The sequence below is a fragment of the Mesorhizobium sp. M0909 genome (assembly GCF_040319515.1).
Taxonomy (GTDB): domain Bacteria; phylum Pseudomonadota; class Alphaproteobacteria; order Rhizobiales; family Rhizobiaceae; genus Mesorhizobium.
In genome coordinates this window covers 23,420-40,729 of sequence record NZ_JAMYOA010000027.1, presented here as the reverse complement: position 1 = coordinate 40,729, position 17,310 = coordinate 23,420, and the positions used below count along the sequence as shown (strand labels likewise).

Annotated in this window: 19 protein-coding genes; 2 read left to right on the top strand and 17 right to left on the bottom strand. The window is 61.3% G+C overall.

Annotated elements, in window-relative coordinates:
- Positions 1-151: 151 nt before the first annotated feature.
- The 11 genes from NKH83_RS28375 to NKH83_RS31735 form a co-directional block, all read right to left on the bottom strand.
- Positions 152-1,570: an FAD/NAD(P)-binding protein gene (locus NKH83_RS28375; protein ID WP_352808333.1), complete on the bottom strand. Its 1,419-nt coding sequence runs from the start codon at positions 1,568-1,570 to the stop codon at positions 152-154.
- The gene (ssuD, locus tag NKH83_RS28370) at positions 1,567-2,742 is read right to left on the bottom strand and encodes an FMNH2-dependent alkanesulfonate monooxygenase (RefSeq protein ID WP_352808332.1); all 1,176 of its coding nucleotides are present in this window, start codon (positions 2,740-2,742) and stop codon (positions 1,567-1,569) included. Before ssuD ends, NKH83_RS28375 begins: the two co-directional genes overlap by 4 nt.
- Before the next feature lie 33 nt (positions 2,743-2,775).
- A complete protein-coding gene (locus NKH83_RS28365) occupies positions 2,776-4,023 on the bottom strand; it encodes an SfnB family sulfur acquisition oxidoreductase (RefSeq protein WP_352808331.1) in 1,248 nt (415 codons plus the stop codon).
- Positions 4,020-4,811 carry an ABC transporter ATP-binding protein gene (locus NKH83_RS28360; protein ID WP_352808329.1) on the bottom strand — a complete coding sequence of 264 codons (792 nt, stop codon included), beginning with the start codon at positions 4,809-4,811 and terminating at the stop codon, positions 4,020-4,022. The genes NKH83_RS28365 and NKH83_RS28360 overlap by 4 nt, the downstream gene beginning before the upstream one ends.
- 64 nt (positions 4,812-4,875) lie before the next feature.
- Entirely contained in the window at positions 4,876-6,207 is a 1,332-nt protein-coding gene (locus tag NKH83_RS28355) for an ABC transporter substrate-binding protein (protein ID WP_352780144.1), read from the bottom strand.
- Between the two features lie 50 nt (positions 6,208-6,257).
- Entirely contained in the window at positions 6,258-7,295 is a 1,038-nt protein-coding gene (locus NKH83_RS28350; protein WP_352808328.1) for a branched-chain amino acid ABC transporter permease, read from the bottom strand.
- A gap of 3 nt (positions 7,296-7,298) precedes the next feature.
- A complete protein-coding gene (locus NKH83_RS28345; protein WP_352808327.1) occupies positions 7,299-8,195 on the bottom strand; it encodes a branched-chain amino acid ABC transporter permease in 897 nt (298 codons plus the stop codon).
- Positions 8,195-9,097: an ABC transporter ATP-binding protein gene (locus NKH83_RS28340; protein WP_352531517.1), complete on the bottom strand. Its 903-nt coding sequence runs from the start codon at positions 9,095-9,097 to the stop codon at positions 8,195-8,197. Before NKH83_RS28340 ends, NKH83_RS28345 begins: the two co-directional genes overlap by 1 nt.
- A gap of 55 nt (positions 9,098-9,152) precedes the next feature.
- Complete coding sequence (sfnG, locus tag NKH83_RS28335) at positions 9,153-10,253, bottom strand: dimethylsulfone monooxygenase SfnG (protein WP_352808326.1); 1,101 nt, start codon at positions 10,251-10,253, stop codon at positions 9,153-9,155.
- A 27-nt stretch (positions 10,254-10,280) separates the two neighbouring features.
- On the bottom strand, positions 10,281-10,850 hold the full coding sequence (msuE, locus tag NKH83_RS28330; protein ID WP_352808325.1) for an FMN reductase: 570 nt from the start codon (positions 10,848-10,850) through the stop codon (positions 10,281-10,283).
- Between the two features lie 73 nt (positions 10,851-10,923).
- Positions 10,924-11,472 carry a hypothetical protein gene (locus tag NKH83_RS31735; protein ID WP_502895635.1) on the bottom strand — a complete coding sequence of 183 codons (549 nt, stop codon included), beginning with the start codon at positions 11,470-11,472 and terminating at the stop codon, positions 10,924-10,926.
- A 382-nt stretch (positions 11,473-11,854) separates the two neighbouring features.
- Between NKH83_RS31735 and NKH83_RS28320 the strand changes: the two genes are divergently transcribed.
- Positions 11,855-11,980, top strand: a complete 126-nt coding sequence (locus NKH83_RS28320) for a hypothetical protein (protein ID WP_023722890.1) — start codon at positions 11,855-11,857, stop codon at positions 11,978-11,980.
- Between the two features lie 66 nt (positions 11,981-12,046).
- Here NKH83_RS28320 and NKH83_RS28315 read toward each other — a convergent pair whose 3' ends face one another.
- Both NKH83_RS28315 and NKH83_RS28310 read right to left on the bottom strand, forming a co-directional pair.
- Positions 12,047-12,505, bottom strand: coding sequence for a hypothetical protein (locus NKH83_RS28315; RefSeq protein ID WP_031195338.1), 459 nt, complete (start codon positions 12,503-12,505; stop codon positions 12,047-12,049).
- A gap of 125 nt (positions 12,506-12,630) precedes the next feature.
- Entirely contained in the window at positions 12,631-13,233 is a 603-nt protein-coding gene (locus NKH83_RS28310; RefSeq protein ID WP_352808324.1) for a hypothetical protein, read from the bottom strand.
- Positions 13,234-13,329: 96 nt separating this feature from the next.
- Between NKH83_RS28310 and NKH83_RS28305 the strand changes: the two genes are divergently transcribed.
- The gene (locus NKH83_RS28305) at positions 13,330-13,902 is read left to right on the top strand and encodes a helix-turn-helix domain-containing protein (protein WP_352808323.1); all 573 of its coding nucleotides are present in this window, start codon (positions 13,330-13,332) and stop codon (positions 13,900-13,902) included.
- Between the two features lie 111 nt (positions 13,903-14,013).
- Here the strand turns inward: NKH83_RS28305 and NKH83_RS28300 are convergent, their stop codons facing one another.
- The 4 genes from NKH83_RS28300 to NKH83_RS28285 are packed head-to-tail and all read right to left on the bottom strand — an operon-like array spanning position 14,014 to position 17,197.
- Positions 14,014-15,330 (bottom strand): sensor histidine kinase, encoded by a 1,317-nt coding sequence (locus NKH83_RS28300; protein WP_023722885.1) that lies wholly within the window; start codon positions 15,328-15,330, stop codon positions 14,014-14,016.
- Positions 15,327-15,872: a putative pterin-binding protein gene (locus NKH83_RS28295; RefSeq protein ID WP_352808322.1), complete on the bottom strand. Its 546-nt coding sequence runs from the start codon at positions 15,870-15,872 to the stop codon at positions 15,327-15,329. Before NKH83_RS28295 ends, NKH83_RS28300 begins: the two co-directional genes overlap by 4 nt.
- Positions 15,862-16,554, bottom strand: coding sequence for an FkbM family methyltransferase (locus NKH83_RS28290; protein ID WP_023722883.1), 693 nt, complete (start codon positions 16,552-16,554; stop codon positions 15,862-15,864). The genes NKH83_RS28295 and NKH83_RS28290 overlap by 11 nt, the downstream gene beginning before the upstream one ends.
- A gap of 13 nt (positions 16,555-16,567) precedes the next feature.
- Positions 16,568-17,197 carry a response regulator gene (locus NKH83_RS28285; RefSeq protein ID WP_352648702.1) on the bottom strand — a complete coding sequence of 210 codons (630 nt, stop codon included), beginning with the start codon at positions 17,195-17,197 and terminating at the stop codon, positions 16,568-16,570.
- Positions 17,198-17,310 lie beyond the last annotated feature (113 nt).

Sequence of the window (17,310 nt, the reverse complement as noted above, 5' to 3'; positions counted from 1 at the left end):
TTGGGCGACTTCGGCGGCGTCGGCGACAAACGCGAAAAGCGCCAGGAGCGGCACTGCGACCAATGGCGCTTTCATAAACCTCGAAGGCGCTTTCAATCCTGGCGATGCGTTCCGTCAGTGTCATCTGAATAGACTCATGCTAATCACAGCTTCACGACGCCTTGCGACGCAACGCCGTTTGGTATCGCAACCATTGGTGAATTTCGGCGGCGATGCGCTCGGTATGTGCGGTGACTTCGGGAATTCCCATCAATTCGCCGACGCTGCCGCGCGCCAGCGGTCCGCTGACGAAGATATTGTCGGTCGGGCGCCCGGATGCACCGACTGCACGGCCTTGCGGATCGGTCTCCAAGCCGAGACCAATCGGGTCAAGCCGGACCAAGCCCAACTGTCCGAGCTCGGCAATCGCCGTGTTGGTCCTGAAGAGATCGGCATGTGCCGGACCTGTCGTCACGATCACCCTATCGAAAGCCTCGACAACGAAGCTGCGTTCGCCACGCAGCCGCTGCGCAATGCGAATGCGCCCATCGACCACCTCGGCGTCGGCAATCGATGCCGCGCGATAGGCGAGCTTGCCCTCGGCAACGCGTCGATCGAGCACGTCCGCAACCTGCGGCGCGAGGCGGAAGCGATGCACGTCCCAGAGCGCACGAAGATTGCGCGCCACACGTCGCTGCTCGGCCAGCGGCAAGGCCTGCCAGATGGTTTGTCCCTGACGTCGGACGGCATCGAGCACCGGATGCCAGTCTTCGCCCCGACGCTTGGCATCAAGGATCGTTACCCGGATGCGCCTGAATAGTGCCGTTGCGCTGCGTGAAGGCAGGGTCGTGAAATCGCCAATTGGATCGGCCAGCATCGCGGCTTGGCCGCGCGAGCGATAGCCGTGGCGTGACAGCGCGACGATGTGGCCACGATGCCCCTTGCGGTCGAGCGTTGCAATCACGTCCGCCGACGTCAGCCCGGTGCCCACGACCAGGACACGGTCGTCGCGGCCGATCGCTTCCAGCCTCTCGAGATCATAGGGATTGGCCACCAGCCCGGCTGTGCCAGCCACGGACTTCAGGGGCATCGGCAAGGCCGGCGGCGGATGCGTCGTCGCAATCACCACGGCGTCGGCAGCGAGCGTCCCGCCATCAGCGAGGATCAGACGGTAGCCCTCGCCGGTGCGCTCGACCGATGCGACGGCCGACCTGACATGGCGGATCGTTTTGCTGAGTAGGAAGGGCCGGAGATGAGATTCCACATAGCGCCCGAAAACGCGACGCTGCGGGTAGAGTGCTCCGTAGGCGGCAATAGCCTCGGCATCGTCTACAATGGCTCTGGTCTGCTCCAGCCAGTCGGCAAAGTGGCTGTCCTGGCCGGAGATCAGCGTCATGCTTGACGCCGGCACATTGATACGATGCGCCGGATCGGCTGTGGAATAGGCCAGACCATAGCCGAGCCCCTCGCGGGGCTCGACGACCACGATATCGGATGCACCGGCCGGGAGCAGTCGCGCCAGATGAAACGCAGTCGCCGCACCTGAAAAGCCGCCGCCGACAATCGCTATGATCGGTGCGCTGGCGCTCAAGACTGACTCGCGCGCAGCGCCGACGGGCGATGGTCGCCGGCCACGGTTTCGCCGAAGGGGCCCATGTTGACGGCCGTCGGCCGCGTTGAGATCTCGTGATCGAGTGGCAACTGCGGCAACACAAGTTCGCCGAAGCGATAGGCTTCCTCCAGATGCGGGTAACCGGACAGGATGAATGTATCGATGCCTCTGCGCCGGTATTCATCGATCCGTGCCGCCACCGTAGCCGCATCGCCGACCAGAGCGGTGCCGGCGCCGCCACGCACCAGGCCGACACCGGCCCACAGGTTCGGGCTGATTTCCAGCTTGTCACGGCGGCCGCCATGCAACCGGCTCATACGCGACTGGCCAACCGAGTCCATGCGCGCGAACACCTTCTGCGCCTCGGCGATCGTCTTGTCGTCCAGACGGCTGATCAGCCGATCGGCATCGGCCCAGGCTTCGTCATTGGTTTCGCGAACGATGACATGCAGCCTGATGCCGAAACTCACCTGGCGTCCGGCCTTCTCGGCAAGGCCGCGCACATGGTCGACCTTTGCGGCGACGTCAGCCGGCGGTTCGCCCCAGGTCAGATATTTGTCGATCTGCTCGGCGGCGACCGCATTGGCCGCCTCCGACGAGCCACCGAAATAGAGCGGCGGATGCGGCGTCTGCACAGGCGGGAACAGCAGCCTTCCGTCCTCGATGCGGAAGTGCTTGCCTTCGAAGGCAACGGTCTCGCCGCTGAGCACCGCCTTGTAGATGTCGAGGAATTCCCGCGTCACCTCATAGCGCTCGTCATGGCTGAGGAAGATGCCGTCGCCCTTGTTCTCGACTGGGTCGCCACCGGTGACGACATTGATGAGCAGGCGCCCCCCGGAAATGCGATCGAGCGTCGAGGTCATCCGCGCGGCGAGCGTCGGCGATTGCAGGCCCGGCCGCACTGCAACGAGGAAGCGGAGCCGCTGCGTCAACGGCGCCAGCGCCGACGCCACGACCCAGCTGTCCTCGCAACTTCGGCCGGTCGGCAGCAGCGCGCCGTAGTAGCCGATGGCGTCGGCGGCCTTGGCGACCTGGGTCAGATAGGGCAGGTCGACCGCCCTGCCCCCCTCGGAGGTGCCGAGATAGCGGCTGTCGCCATGCGTCGGAAGAAACCACAGGACCTTGATCCTGTCGGGGATGGCAGTGCTCATGAATAGTCCTTTGTGACTTTACGGCGTTCTCGCTCAGCTCCAGGCGTGGAACGGCGGATTGACGTCGTTCAGGTAATAGTTGCCGAGGATCGCGTATTTCCAGCGCACCGGATCGTGCAGCGTGTGGGTGCGGGCGTTGCGCCAGTGACGGTCGAGGTTGTACTCGGCAAGCGTCGAGCGGGTTCCTGCGAGTTCGAATAGCTTGTTGGTGGCATTGATGGCGATCTCGGTGGTGAGGATCTTGGATTCCGCCACCGCGATCTGTGCTTCCGCGACACTCTTCTCATTGGGGCGGGCCACGGCGCGATCGACTGCAAGCCCGGCCTTGTCCAGAACCGCCTCCGCCGCATTGGCCCGCAGGCGGAGGTCACCGACGGCCTGGATCGTATAGGGATCTTGCCAGGCATGATCGACGCCGCTGTCGATCCACGCGCGCGACTTGGTGCGCACGAAGTTGATGGTTTCGTCGATCGCCGCCTTGGCGATGCCGAGATCGACCGCGGCCTGGATTATCTGGAAGATGGCGCCGTCGGCCGTCGGCCGGTCATAGCCCTTGTAGCCCGGGACGAGATGCGTCTTCGGAACCTTCACATTGTCGAGCAGAACGGTGCCGGACAGTGTCGTCTTCTGGCCGAAGCTCGACCAGTCGTCGATGACCGTCAGTCCGGGCGCGCCGCGATCGGCGATGGCATACCAGGCCCGGCCCTCGTCATCGAGCGCCACGATCGGCACCAGATGGGCGAGCAGCGCGCCGCTGGAATAGAATTTCTGGCCGTTGACGACGACATGGTCACCAGCATCGACGAACTTGGTCTCGAAGTCGGCGGCGCGCTTGGAGCCGAACTCGGAGAACGCATTGCCGAAGCGGGTGCCGGACAGAACCTCGGCGAAGAGCAACTGCTTCTGCGCCTCGTCCGAGACGGTGCGGATGGCGGCGACGACGCCGAGATGGTTCTGCGGAATCTGGCCGAGCGACGGATCGGCCGCCGAGATGATACTGATCACCTTTGACAGCGTCACATAGGAGAGCTCCGGTCCGCCATAGGCCTTCGGCACATTGATCGACCACAGGCCGCTCTGCGAGAAGGCGTCGAGTTCCTCCTTCGGCCAGATGCGCTCGCGGTCCCGCTTTGAGGCTTCCCGGGCGAAGTCGGCAGCCAGTTTTTCCGCTAAAGCGATCGCCTCGGCATCGGTCTTGATGACATGCGCTTTGGCCGACGGACGCTCGACCGGCGGCACAGCCTGGCGGATATCGGACGGCTGCTTGGATTGGATGGTCATGCTGCGGTCTCCTTGGGGATATGGTCGGATGGAAGCGGCGAGCCGCCGAGATAGTAGGTCTTGATGTCGGCGCGCTGCCGCAGTTCGGCCGCCGGTCCCTCCAGCACGCTGATGCCGTTTTCCAGCACAGTGGCACGGTCGGCATATTTCAGCGCAACCGCCGAATTCTGTTCGGCGACGAGGATCGACAGGCCCTCGTCGCGGTTGAGCCGCTTCAAGGCGTTGAAGATCTCCTCGACAATCAGCGGCGCCAGCCCCATCGAAGGCTCGTCCAACACGAAGAGTTTCGGCCGCGACATCAGACCCCGGCCGATTGCCGTCATCTGCTGCTCGCCGCCGGAGGTGAGGCCGGAACGGGTTCGCCGCTTCTCGGAGAGCCTGGGGAAAAGCGCATAGACACGGTCGAGGTCGGCCTTGACGCCGGTGCGGGAGGACGAGCGCCCGAGCGCGCCGGTCAGAAGGTTCTCCTCGACGGTCAGCGAGCGGAAGCAGTGCCGGCCCTCGAGAACCTGGACTAGGCCCTTGCGGACGAGGTGCGAGGGGCTTGCCCTGGAGACATCCTCGCCGTCGAAGGTGATCCGGCCGGAGGTGATGGCGCCGCGCTCGGCCGGGAGGAGATTGGATACGGCCCGCAAAAGCGTCGTCTTGCCGGCGCCGTTGGAGCCGAGCAAGGCGACGATCTCGCCCTTGCCGACCGTCAGGTCGACGCCGTGCAGGGCGGCAATGGCGCCGTTGTAGACGGCTTCGACGCGACTGACCGACAGGATCGGGCTTTCCGGGCTGGACATTGTTGACTCCGCTGGGAGGATGGATGGCGCGGCCGGCCAGATTGTCGGCCGCGCCATGCCGAACTCAGTTGCTGACCACCGCTTCGGCATCCTCGGCCGTGCGGATCTTGATGCCCTTTTCCTTGGCATAGGCCTCGGACGACTTCTCGATGATCGGGCGCAGCAGCTTCCAGTCGGGCGCGATCCAGTCGGAGACGACGTTCCATTTCTTGCCGTCCCACTGCTGGAAGGTCACATAGCCGTCACCTTCGTGATTGTCCCAGGAGACGTTGATCGAGTGGAACAGGTCCTTGGCGCCCAGCGCCTCGACACGGGCCGGGTCAAGCTTGAGATGCTCGAAGCCCCAGCGGACTTCGTCGCCAGTGAGCGTGCGGTTGCCGAATTTGGCCTGCGCGATGCGAACCGCCTCGACATTGAGGATGCCGTTGACGATGCCGAGATTGTGGTAGACCGAGCCGATGCGGCTCTTGTCCTCGAGATTGCCCTTTCCGGCGCCGTAGACCGTTTTGACGATCTCCTGGACAACCGGATACTGCTCGCCAGACGCCTGGGTGGTGATGGCCGTATAGCCCTTGGCGGCGTCGCCGGCGGGGATCACGTCCTCCTCGGAGTTGGACCAGACATTGCCGACGATGTGATCGGCCGGGAAGCCGGTCTTCTGCGCCGTCTTCAGGGCGACCGGGTTCATCACGCCCCAGCCGCGCAGCACCACATAGTCGGGATGCTCGCGACGGATCGTCAGCCACTGCGCCTGCTGTTCGTTGCCGGGATGCGGAACCTCGATCTGCGACAGCTCGAAGCCGTATTTCTGCGAAAGCAATTCATAGATCGGGATCGTCTCCTTGCCGTAGGGCGAGCCGTGATAGAGCACCACGATCTTCTTGCCCTTGAGCTTGTCCAGGCCGCCTTCCTTGGAGGCGATGTAGTTCACGATGCCTGAGGTCTCGCTGTAGGGATTGAGCAGCAGCGGGAAGACGTAAGGGAACACGCGCCCGTCCGTCGTGTCGGTGCGGCCGTGGTTGATGGTGATCAGTGGCACCTTGTCGTCGGTGATACGGTCGATCATGGCATAGGCGATGCCGACCGAAAGCGGGTTCCAGGCAGCGATGCCGGGATTGCTCTTCAACCGCTCATAGACCTCGACGCCCTTCTCGACCTCATACTGCGTCTCGCCTTCGCTCCAGGTCAGCTTGACGCCGTTGACGCCGCCGTCGCGGATGTTGATCAGGTTGAGATAGTCGATGAAGCCACCGAAGAAGCCGGTGCCGCCGGCGGCATAGGGGCCGACGCGGTAGCTCTGCAGAGGAAAATACTGTTCGTCGGCGTGAACCGCCGTCGCGCCGAGGACGAAGGCCGTGGCGATCGCCGCTTTTCGTAGGTGACTGAAGAGGGTCATGGGTTGCGTCTCCTGAGGTTTGTGGTCCGTGAGAGGATGTCGAGCGGCGCTCAGCTGGACCTTGAGCCGATCCGTCGTTTCAGGCGGTCGAAGAGGGCCGACAGCCCGTTCGGTTCCGCGATGAGGAAGATGATGATGAGCGCGCCGAGGACGATGCGCTGGCTCATGTCGAGCACACCCGAATCGAACAGGCCACCGAACACGAAGGCGCCGAGCCGGGACAGAAAGAGCGGGAGGACGACGATGAACGCCGCCCCCAGCAACGCGCCGCGTATCGAGGCCAGCCCACCGATGATGATGATGAACAGCATCTGGAACGAGCGGTCTAGATTGAAGCCGGCCGGCTCGACAGTGCGCAGATAGGTGAAGGCCCACAGCACGCCGGCGACGCCGATGATGAAGGACGAGATGGCGAACGCCAGCAGCTTGGTCTTCAGCACAGGGACGCCGATCACCCGCGCGGCGGTTTCGTTGTCGCGCACGGCGATGAAATTGCGGCCGGTCGCGCTGTTGACCAGGCGCCAGACCAGCGCCGTGAGCACGATGACTGTGGTGACCGAGAGCAGGTATCGGCCTGTCGCGCCGTCGAGCGACAGCCCGGCGACGGCAAGGTGCGGCGCCGAGATCACTCCGGATGGGTTGTCGTTGGAGAACCAGCCGAACTTGGTCAGCGCCCACTGCACGAAGAACTGGGCGGCGAGCGTCGAGACGGCGAGATAGAAGCCGCGCAGGCGCAGGCTCGGCAATCCGAACACGACGCCGATGCCGGCGGCCGAAATCCCGGCCAGGATCATGGTTGCAGCCAGCGGCAGTCCTTCGACCCGAAGGTTGAAATTGTAGGCGGCGAAAGCGCCGACCGCCATGAAGGCGGAGGAGCCCAGCGAAAGCTGGCCGCAATAGCCGGTCAAAAGGTTGAGGCCGACCGCCGCCAGGCTGAGCGCCAGGAACGGCAACAGGATCGCCTCGACGAGATAGCTCGACGCATAGGCGGGGATCAGGCCGTAGGCGACGGCAATCAGGGCGGCCGGCAGAGCTAACTTCTGCCAGTCGATTGGACGCCTTGCGGCATCGAGCGCTTGGACGGCCATCGGTCAGACCCTTTCGACAGTCTTCTGGCCAAACAGGCCGGAGGGGCGCACCAGCAGGACGACCAGCGCCAGCGCATAGGCGAACCAGCCTTCGATGCCGCCACCGACAAAGGGTCCGAGGTAGACCTCGGCGAGCTTCTCGCTGGCGCCGATGATGAGGCCGCCGACGATGGCGCCGAGGATAGAATCGAAGCCGCCAAGCACCAGCACCGGCAGCGCCTTCAGCACGATCAGCGACAGCGAGAACTGGACGCCGAGGCGCGCGCCCCACAAAAGCCCCGCGACCAGCGCCACGAACCCCGCGGCCGTCCACACCGTTCCCCAGATCCGGGGCAGCCGCAGCCCGACGGCGAGCGCCGCGAACTGGTCGTCTGCGACGGCGCGAAACGCTAGGCCGATGCGGGTCCAATAGAAGAATGCGCTCAAGCCGGCGACCATCGCCGCGGCAATGCCTGCAGCAAGAAGATCGAACGACGAGATCAGGATGCCGCCGACCTCGAACGGCGTGTCGTCGATGCCGAGATCGAGCCCGTGCACCTGCGTGCCCCACACCAACTGGGCAGCGCCTTCGATGATGTAAGACAGGCCAAGCGTGGCCATGAACAGCGTCATCGGCGAGCGATTGACCAGCGGCCTCAGCACAGTTCGCTCGATGGTGAAGCCCAGCGCAACCATGACCGCGAGGATAATGAGCAGCGAAAGCGCAAACGGGATGCCGCGTTCGACAAGGCTGACAAAGGTGAGTGCGGCGAACAGCACCATCGACCCCTGCGCGAAGTTCAGCACGCCCGACGTCTTGTAGATCAGCACGAAACCGATGGCGACGAGCGAATACATGACGCCTGAGAGCAAGCCACCGACCAGCACCTCGATGACGAAGAGGAAATCATAGTAGCTCATCAGATGCCCTCGCCATCTTCGCCTTCGGCGGTGCCGATATAGGCCCGGATCACCGCCGGATTGGCCCTGACCTCGGCCGGTGTCCCGTCGGCGATCTTGCGGCCGTAGTCGAGCACGGCGACGCGGTCGGAGAGCCCCATGACCACGCCGATATCGTGTTCGATCAGGATGATGGTGACGTCGTGCCGGTCGCGCGCTGCGCGCACGAAACCGGCCATCTCGGCCTTCTCGGTCGCCGTCATGCCGGCCATCGGCTCGTCGAGCAGCAGGATCTTCGGCTCGGCGACGAGCGCGCGCGCCAGTTCGACCCGCTTCTGCAGGCCGTAGGGCAGCGTCGCGACCAGGCGATCGGCGACGGCCTCGAGATGCAGGAAGGCGATTGTCTGGTCGACCTTTTCAGCGATCGCGGCATCTTCGCGCCGGGCGCGCGGCAGACCGGCAATATGTTCGACGAAGCTGGCGCGCCGGGTGTGGACGCGGCCCGACGCGATGTTGTCGCGCACTGAAAGCCCACCGAACAGTGCCAAGTTCTGGAAGGTGCGCGCGACGCCGAGCCGTGCCAGACGGCTTGCCGACACCCGGGAAAAGGACTGGCCATCGATCGCGATCTTGCCCTGATCGGCGTGATAGAGGCCGCTGATGATATTGATCAGCGAGGATTTGCCGGCGCCATTGGGACCGATCACAGCGCGAATCTCGCGGCTTTTGACCTCGAGGTCGACATCCCGCAGTGCCGTGACGCCACCAAAGGAAATGCTGATCCCGCCCAGCGCCAGGATCGCATCAGCCTTTGCCGACAGGCGCGCCGGGCGCGTGTCCTCGACGGGACCAGCGCCAGCAAGAATGCCGGAAATTTCGGGCGCGCGCTCGTATGCGGCGGCTCCCAGCGAAGCACCAATCATGAAACGTTCCTGATTTTGAAGGCGTGCCGGCAGCGGCCTGATGGCCGCGCCTGTCCTATTCCGCGGCGACAAGCTCCCTGTCGCGCGCCGCTTCCAGTTCGCGCACCAGAGGGATGACGCGCTTGCCGAAGAACTCGACCTCTTCCTGGAAATGCAGGAAGCCGAGCAGGATCAGATCCGCGCCGGCATCCTTCAGCTTGAGGATGCGTTCGGCAATCTGTTCCGGCGTGCCGATGAGATTGCTGCGGAAGCCGTCATTGTATTGGACAAGATCCTCGAAGGAGGATTTCGCCCAGTTGCCTTCGCCTTCCGGCGAGGCCTTGCCGGCATTCTTGACCTGATCGGCGAAACCCTGCACCGCCTCCGGATTGGCCTTGGCGATGATCTCGTCGAGCACGGTGCGCGCTTCTGCCTCGGTTTCGCGAGCGATGGCAAAGGCGTTTACGCCGATCTTCACCTTGTGGCCATTGGCCTTCGCTTTGGTCTTGATGTCGTCAACCTGCTTCTTGATCTCTTCCGGCGTGTTGCCGTTGGTGAAATACCAGTCGGAAACCCGCGCAGCCATGTCGCGCGCCGCGCGTGATGAGCCGCCCTGGAATATCTCCGGCTGCGGATCGATCGGCTTCGGCTTCATCGAGTAGTTGGTATAGCGATAGAAGTCGCCCTTCAGCGTGAAATTGTCCTCGGTCCAGATGCCGCGCAGCGCACGGATGAATTCCTCCGAGCGGCGATAGCGCTCGTCATGGTCGAGCCACAGCTCGCCGATGGCGGCGAACTCACCGCGGAACCAGCCGCTCACGACATTGACGGCGACACGGCCATTGGTCAGGTGGTTGATGGTGGCTATCTGCTTGGCCGCCAGCGCTGGATTCCAGGGGCCGGGCAGGATCGCCGCGATGACTTTCAGCGTTGTGGTCGCCGCAAGCAGGGCGTGGCTGAACGATACGGATTCGTGCTGGTTGTCGGCGCCATAGCCGGCGGTGAAGCGTATCTGGCTCAGTGCGTAGTCGAAGCCGTTGGCCTCGGCGATCTGGGCGAGCTTGCGGTTATAGTCGATGTCCCAACCCGTCCGCTGCTCGATGTTGGAGATGACAAGGCCGCCCGAGACGTTCGGGACCCAGTAGGCGAATTTCAGGTTGTCGGAATTCGAGGTCATTTCGTTCGTTTCCCCTTTTGATTGGCTTCAACCGATGCGCGTGGCGACGGCAGCGTTTGCATGACTGGAATTAAGCAAGGAGACCGCTTCGGTAGCGGCCCGTGAGATGCGATCGATAATCGCCGCGCCGACGATCTTGGCATCGACGAAATCGTCGGGCGCGCCGTAGACGCCGGTCGGGACGGTGACGGCCCCGAAAAAACCGAACAATGGCCGGAGCTGATGTTCGAGAACCAGGCCATGGTATGGACTTCCGCCTGTTGCCGCGAGAAGCACGGTCTTGCCCGTCAGTGCACGATAATCGACAAGGTCGAACAGGTGCTTGAGGGCGCCGGTGTAGGACGCCCTGTAGACCGGCGTTCCGACCACGAGCAGGTCGGCCTTCTCGACACGCTGGATGATCGCTTCGCCAGACGCGCCGAGCGCACGACGAGACAGCCCGGCGAAAAGCGAAGGCGCCGCCTCGGTGATTTCGATCAGGCCGGCGTCCGACGGGACACGCGACGCGACCGCCTTGACCAGCGCGCTCACCACCGCGGTGGTGCGGGATGGCGTACTAACGCCGCCGGATATGCCGAGAACCGAAATTCTTGCCACGTGTCGTCGATCTCCTGTTCCACCAAGGGGATGCCCGGTTGCCAAGACGGGATCGGACGATATTACACAAAATCTATAGAGATAAGGAATTATCTTTTGATTTTTCCAAACCATTGAGAAAATCGGAGTGCTGACGCCTCATTAGCATGAGCTCTAACATCCGATTGGCGGCAAACCGCGGGCGCAGACCGGCCAGGCTTGATCGTGGCGATCGGCGCTCCGTTGCCCGGTGCGGCCCGCGCCGCAGATTGTCACCACCGGCACGTCGCGCTTTTGGTCGTCGATCGGCGTCGCCGCCGTGATAGCTGCCGTTGAATCGGACCCCGAACTGCCGCTCGGCGCCGAAACGCCCGCTCACATCGAGATGCCCGCCGCGCTGGGGGCTCGACCGTGTCAGATCGACCTCGGCCCGCGCGCTTGGGATGATATTGGTCGTACCCCCCGAGACTGCTGTTCGGCGCGATGCCATAAAGGAGCACCACCGGTCCTTTGAGAACCTCGATCGCTCGATATAATCGGTGAACAAGCGATAGGTCGGCGCGACCCCGAACACACCATCGAACGCGACCTCGCCAAAATTTCCTTCATTGATCGGAAAGCCGCGAATGTAGAAGGAATCCAATATCCCGCCGGTTGAATGGGTGCTCCGTACCAAGGATCATTGATCATCACGTCGTCCACCGTGCGTGCGCCCTGATCCTCGATCGTTTGCGCCGTGTAGCTGCCTATGTTGAACGGCGTATCCATGATGTCGCGATTGCCGAGCAGGCCCAGGCGCCCGCCTCGCGCGACTTGTCCGCCCGGATACGCTTCCGGCAGATTGTCGATCGTTGCGGTCAGGGGCAGGCCGCCCAGCCCCACCACCACGATGCGCTCGAGCACCGTGCCATGGAATGTTCGTTTCATTGTTGACAGGTTAGTCATGCAAGACCTCCTGACCATCCTCACCCAGCTCTCGCCAGGCAAGGCAAAACGTTCTTGGTCCTTGGCGTGAGGGGACTTGGATGAGGAAATCTGTTGGGCTGTTCGCTGCGCTGGCCGTGATGGGTCAGGACGCCGCTGCGCAGGAGTCGACGGCTGATCGTCTGATGAAACTAGATCGGGAAGACGGTTATGCCGGACTTTTCTGAAACGCCGGTGGCTGGCGCCCGAGGTCAGAACATATCGGTTTTCGCTCGCCTTCCCTCTCGGCTCACTCACTTGTGCGGCATACAATAGACGCCCTCGGATTCCATGAGTACCGCGCCGCCCTTCAACTCGCTCATTGCGCCGACCCAGGCTTCCGAATAAGTGCGGCTGGCATCCACGGCCGTCAGCCAAAGAACGCGATTGTCAGCCAGTTCGACTTTAACTTCCTGCTGCAAAGGGCTTGCCTGCACGGTCTGTTGATAGTGCCGTTTGATCCTGACATTGCTGGCCGGGAACTCAGCTTCGTTGCTGCCATAGTTCAGCACAAACCTAGTATGGTCCTCGGCCACTGTGCAACTGCCGTCACGCTCACACACGATTTTGGCGGCGGTCTTGCAGTCCCATTTCAGTGAAGCGGGCCACATCGGATTGTCCGCGCTCGATCGCGGCTTCTCGCTCTGGCTAGCCACCGCCAAGCCTGCCCATGGGCCCATTATCGCAGTCGACAGGAGCAGCGCCTTCAACACTTATTACCCTTCCCTGATCCAGTACCGTATTGCTGTCTCGAAGCTATCGCTGGCGTCGGGGTGAATGAACCGGACAGACACGCCTTGTGATCCTCATGGCGACTCATCCTGCGTGATCGCCTGGCTTATGGCATGTTGAGATTGAACCAGCTTTTCTGGCGCATGCCGTTCGCGTCGTCATACTCGATGAACCAGGGCTTTCCGCGCACCGGCCGAGAGATGGTGTAGTAGGTGGGGCCATTACCAAGGGAATGCCCTCTATCGTTGCCCGTGATCTGGATTTTTGCCGTCACCAACCTACCGTTGATTTCGATCTGGGCCTGTCGAGATCCGTTGTCATGGTCTTGGCCGAGACGACTATTCGTGAAAGTGGCGGGCAGGGTGAGCCTGTCGGAGCTGATACGGCAGATGTTCCGTTCTTGCCTCATTCCTCGCCGATCGGAGTCGTAGCTGCCAGCTGCTTGCCAGCCAGCTGGACAATCCTCATACTTCTCGAATCTCGCGGCGCTGGAGTTGGCTTGTGGACAGATCGGCCAGTTAAAACCCGGCGCTTTCATCGCCGCCATCAACTTGTAGATTGACGGGTGGCAAGAAGGAGTGGCCTGCCAGTCACCGGACAGGCAGAGGAGGACCTGACAGCCCCATTCCGATGCCTGTGATTGGGATGGAAGAGCCGCGGCGCCCACGACGACGGCGGCACCCACCAAGAGATATTTCAGCATGTTCATAGCCTTTTCCTCGCTGCGGATTCTGATACTTTACTATGGATCATCCGCGCGAAAAAGGACAGATCGAGAAGGCAGGTTGTGCGACTACATCGATTTATGAAACGAGACGACGCGGGCCTGGTCAACAACCCGTTGCGCGCCAACATTGCGAGAACGCTGGAGCGGGAGAGAGCTAAGCGTGGCCTATCCCATATGCACATGGCCGAGCTGTTCCGGACCGTCGAGGGCGAAAGGCTCGCCTACCGGACATACATCCAGACCGTGCGACAGAAAAACAATGTCACCCTGACGACGTTGCAAATCATGGCAAGCGGCTTGCATGTTTCAGTTGCGGACCTGCTCGCGGGCGGAAAACAACTTCCCGAATGGGCGCATCAGTTGGACGAAAATGCAATCCGCATGCGTCTGGCGCACATCATCGACATTGAGCGAAAACGACGCACTTTGCTCCGCTATAAGATGGCCGAGCTCATCGGCGTGGCGGAGGCGACATTCATGAAATTGGAACGCGCAAGCGGCAATATCAGCGTCGACACAATTGCGGCGATCGCCAAGGCGTTGAAACTTGATCCAGCGACCTTCCTCTTTTCCGATAAGGTCCCGCCATCAACTGATCTACCTGATTCTGACGCACCCGGAGGCGTAGGTTCTCATTTCAGAGTGCCGTGAACTTCCAGCGTCATCATCCGTCTAAGCTGCGCTACACAGAATGCCTGGCAGGTTTTCGCCGTGATAGCGCATACCGGTGCAATTCAGGTGAAAATGGAGCAGAGCTGACAATTAGGCGCGCCACGTGTGTACCTTTTTTCGCCCGCGCCTGAGGAACGACTGCCATGACGTGGCGGCAGTCGAATGCACCGGAATCCTGATCTCTACGGTTGTGCCGGCACCGGGAGCGCTGTTGATGATGAGCCTTCCTTTCAGCGTCGAGACCATCTGGGAACATGCGGTCAGTCCAAGGCCAGTATGATTCCCAGCTCGCGTTGAAAAGAAAGGTGTAGTTGCCTTCACAAGGATTGCAGGCGACATGCCTGCGCCGTTGTCCGCCACATCTAGTACGAGGTAACTGCGCAGGAGGAAGGGACGTCGCTTGACTGTCGCGGAGATGAGAATTGGGGCGTTTCTGGTGCCGGATAGAGCGGCAAGAGCGTTTTCTATCAGCTCATTAACGACCAACCGTAACGGCGTCGCCGGAACAGGTTGCAGACGTGCTTTAGGATCGACCAAAACTTGCACCAAACTGCTGCGATCGTGCGCGAGATCCTCTAGGAGTGGGCCGAGCGCCACGGTGCTGGAATCTTGTGGCGCATAGGCGATCTGAAGGACACTGTTGGTGATCGATTCCAGTTCAGTAGCAGCACTGCGCGCAGCCTCAAGCATTTCGCCGCTCGGTTGCTTGTCTGGTTGTGCGTGCTCAAGGAACAGCCTCAAGGCTGTAACCCGCGATCGGGTCATATGCGCAAAGAGCGAAGCGAACGAGCGCATATGCTGGTCACGGCGATTGGCCAAAGCATAGCGCTGATGGATAACGAGATAAAAGGTGGCACCCAGGCCAAGTGCGATGGCAAAGATGAACCAGTTGCGCGAGGCCGCAATGTCGATGCTGGCGGTCTGCTGCAAGGTGGCACTGTGATCAACGGTAGAGCTGGAAATCTCGTAAATTGACTGTTCCAGCTTGGCCATGTCGGCAATGGCTTGGGTGTAGTTTGTACGCGCTGACACAAGAGGGGCAATTTTCTGTTCGAGGGTTAGGCCAATCCGGCCCAGGAGTTCGGCATCGTGGTCGGGAAAAAAGCGGTTCAGATAGGGCAGGTTTTCCAACTGCGCGACGTTGACGTTCACCAACGCCATTTGTCGATCGATGTCCGCATCAAGCTTGCCCGTCTCGTCGGCAATGCGAAGATAGCCATAGACTCGTATAAGGCGCTCGCGAATCTGTGCCGCGCGCCACTGAATCTCGAAAGTCTGATTGAGGATGGCATCCGTCTCCTGACGGTAGCGGTTCGATTGCATGAATGTCCACGCACTCAGCCCAAGCGCTGCAGCCATACCGAGATACGGCAGAACAGTGAGCAAACGGCCGTTTAAGAACTTCATTGCGTGGCGCGCAGGATGACTGGGAAAAACACCCAGATCGAGTTTCTTGCGGGAACATATGAAGCAGGCAATTGGTCGAAGGGCCAAACAATGAAGATGGGGCCTTTCTCTACCATGCTGATCGGGCGGAAATCCTGGCCCGGCGGGCAATGCGAGCTGGCCTTGTCACTCTCGTTGCAACGACGTTCGATCGCCAGGATCGGATTATAAGACCGGATTTCGTCCATATGAATGTCGGAAACGAAGTTGTCATAGGCGACAACTTTGACCTCCTGCACGGCGGTGACTCCGGCCTTGGCAAGCACATTTGCAAGCAGCGGCCCACGATATTCGATTTTCTCGTTGTCGCTCGTCCAAGGCGTACGCGTGTCATAGGTCTGTTGTGGAAAGTCTGCCCGCAGCTGCTTTACTGAAAAAACGGCGACAGTCTTGCCGCTGGCGTCTTGAACCGACACTTCGTTGGGATCGAGCGGCATTTCCTCGGCCGCGCTGGCGAGCGGAAGGGCTACGGCAAACATGACGGCGAGAGCATTACGCAACATCTTCCACATCCTCGTATTCGCGGGGGCCATCGTTCTTAGCGAAGAGGACGCAAGGTCCTCGGGAGCCCCGCGGATCGTAGGCAAATCCCTTTTCTGCTAGGGCAAGGGTGATGTTGCGGATGCCGTCAAGGCCATAGAGGTGGTCGTGCAGCTCAAGAAAGATGCGTTCGACGCCGGGCAGCTCGGCATCCTGCAGAAGTTCTTTCTCAGCTCCTTCAATGTCCATGACGAGGGCGTTTATTCGATGATCGGCGATGAAACGATCGACGTCGGCCGAGACGATCGAAAGTTCGCGCTCATATGGTCCTTGGTCTTTGTCCGTGGAAGACATCCAAAGGTCGCGGCGAACGTAGAAGGTGAAGGACCGCGGCGGGCCTGCTGTGAGGATACCCTGCGAATATGTGACATTGTCGAGATCGTTGGCCGCTATCACGCGCTTCGCTAGTTCCGCTGTTGCAGGATTCGCTTCAAAAGCCCACACCTGAACGCCGGGGATTTTCGCGATCAGTGCGGTGATGATGCCGATACCGGACCCTAGCTCCAGTACGCGATCGCGCGCCTTGACTGCCCTGAAGATCCACTTCGCTTCCTTCGCCTCATAGCTCTGGCTTTGAAGCGCTCTCCAGATAACCGGCGAAACATCCTGTGGTGCGACAGGAACCTTGATTCCATGGACGATCATGGGCGCAATTGTCTCACAGACCTCGTGGGAGCGGATGGCCTTGCCGCATGAGCTTGGCGCGAGCCTGCTTGTAGTATTTCTCGGCCGAGCCGGCATCAATGGCCAGCCGGTCGGCCATCAGCGAAAAGATTTCCTTGCGCTTCACGCCGGGTTCGCGATGCGCCATCATGTCGATGGCCTCTTGTTCGCGCGGTGTAAGAACAGAAAAGCGATAATCGGGTTTCGTCATGACAACCCGCGACAGGCGCAACGAGAATCCCTTGGTGGAAATATCGTCCAGCACGTCCCTGAACACGCCGGGCGCAAGCCCGGTCTTGCCGAGATAGGCGGCAGCGCCGATTTGCCGGAAGCCATCCGCCTCGCAACGGTTGTCAGAACCGGTGACGACAACATGGATTGCACTGGGTGAAGCCTCGATGATCTTGTCGACGACAGCGACGCGGTCGCCCTGTGAGGTGGGATCAAAACCGGGCAAGCCAGGATCGATCACGACAAGATCGAAATGATTGTTTTGAAGCTCGGCAGTCGCGATGTTCAGCGTCTCCGCTCCCAGGACAATGCATTCTTCGAAGCTTGCTTGCACTTCGTTCATCAGTGCCAGACGCATAAGTGTCTGGTCTTCGACCACCAGGGCACGAAACATTGGAAGCCAATCCCTCTACGCATGCGCCCACCGCCCCTGTCTCTCAGAATTGGTCGCTTCAAAAAAGGGATGATGTCATCCCTATTTTTCCTCACCTCCCGAGCTACCAGTAT

Coding starts and splice junctions, on each gene's coding strand:
- ssuD (WP_352808332.1), bottom strand. CDS start 2,742: ATGAGCACTGCCATCCCCGACAGGATCAAGGTCCTGTGGTTTCTTCCG.
- NKH83_RS28365 (WP_352808331.1), bottom strand. CDS start 4,023: ATGACCATCCAATCCAAGCAGCCGTCCGATATCCGCCAGGCTGTGCCG.
- NKH83_RS28360 (WP_352808329.1), bottom strand. CDS start 4,811: ATGTCCAGCCCGGAAAGCCCGATCCTGTCGGTCAGTCGCGTCGAAGCC.
- NKH83_RS28355 (WP_352780144.1), bottom strand. CDS start 6,207: ATGACCCTCTTCAGTCACCTACGAAAAGCGGCGATCGCCACGGCCTTC.
- NKH83_RS28350 (WP_352808328.1), bottom strand. CDS start 7,295: ATGGCCGTCCAAGCGCTCGATGCCGCAAGGCGTCCAATCGACTGGCAG.
- NKH83_RS28345 (WP_352808327.1), bottom strand. CDS start 8,195: ATGAGCTACTATGATTTCCTCTTCGTCATCGAGGTGCTGGTCGGTGGC.
- NKH83_RS28340 (WP_352531517.1), bottom strand. CDS start 9,097: ATGATTGGTGCTTCGCTGGGAGCCGCCGCATACGAGCGCGCGCCCGAA.
- sfnG (WP_352808326.1), bottom strand. CDS start 10,253: ATGACCTCGAATTCCGACAACCTGAAATTCGCCTACTGGGTCCCGAAC.
- NKH83_RS28320 (WP_023722890.1), top strand. CDS start 11,855: ATGAGGAAATCTGTTGGGCTGTTCGCTGCGCTGGCCGTGATGGGTCAG.
- NKH83_RS28310 (WP_352808324.1), bottom strand. CDS start 13,233: ATGAACATGCTGAAATATCTCTTGGTGGGTGCCGCCGTCGTCGTGGGC.
- NKH83_RS28305 (WP_352808323.1), top strand. CDS start 13,330: ATGAAACGAGACGACGCGGGCCTGGTCAACAACCCGTTGCGCGCCAAC.
- NKH83_RS28300 (WP_023722885.1), bottom strand. CDS start 15,330: ATGAAGTTCTTAAACGGCCGTTTGCTCACTGTTCTGCCGTATCTCGGT.
- NKH83_RS28295 (WP_352808322.1), bottom strand. CDS start 15,872: ATGTTGCGTAATGCTCTCGCCGTCATGTTTGCCGTAGCCCTTCCGCTC.
- NKH83_RS28290 (WP_023722883.1), bottom strand. CDS start 16,554: ATGATCGTCCATGGAATCAAGGTTCCTGTCGCACCACAGGATGTTTCG.
- NKH83_RS28285 (WP_352648702.1), bottom strand. CDS start 17,197: ATGTTTCGTGCCCTGGTGGTCGAAGACCAGACACTTATGCGTCTGGCA.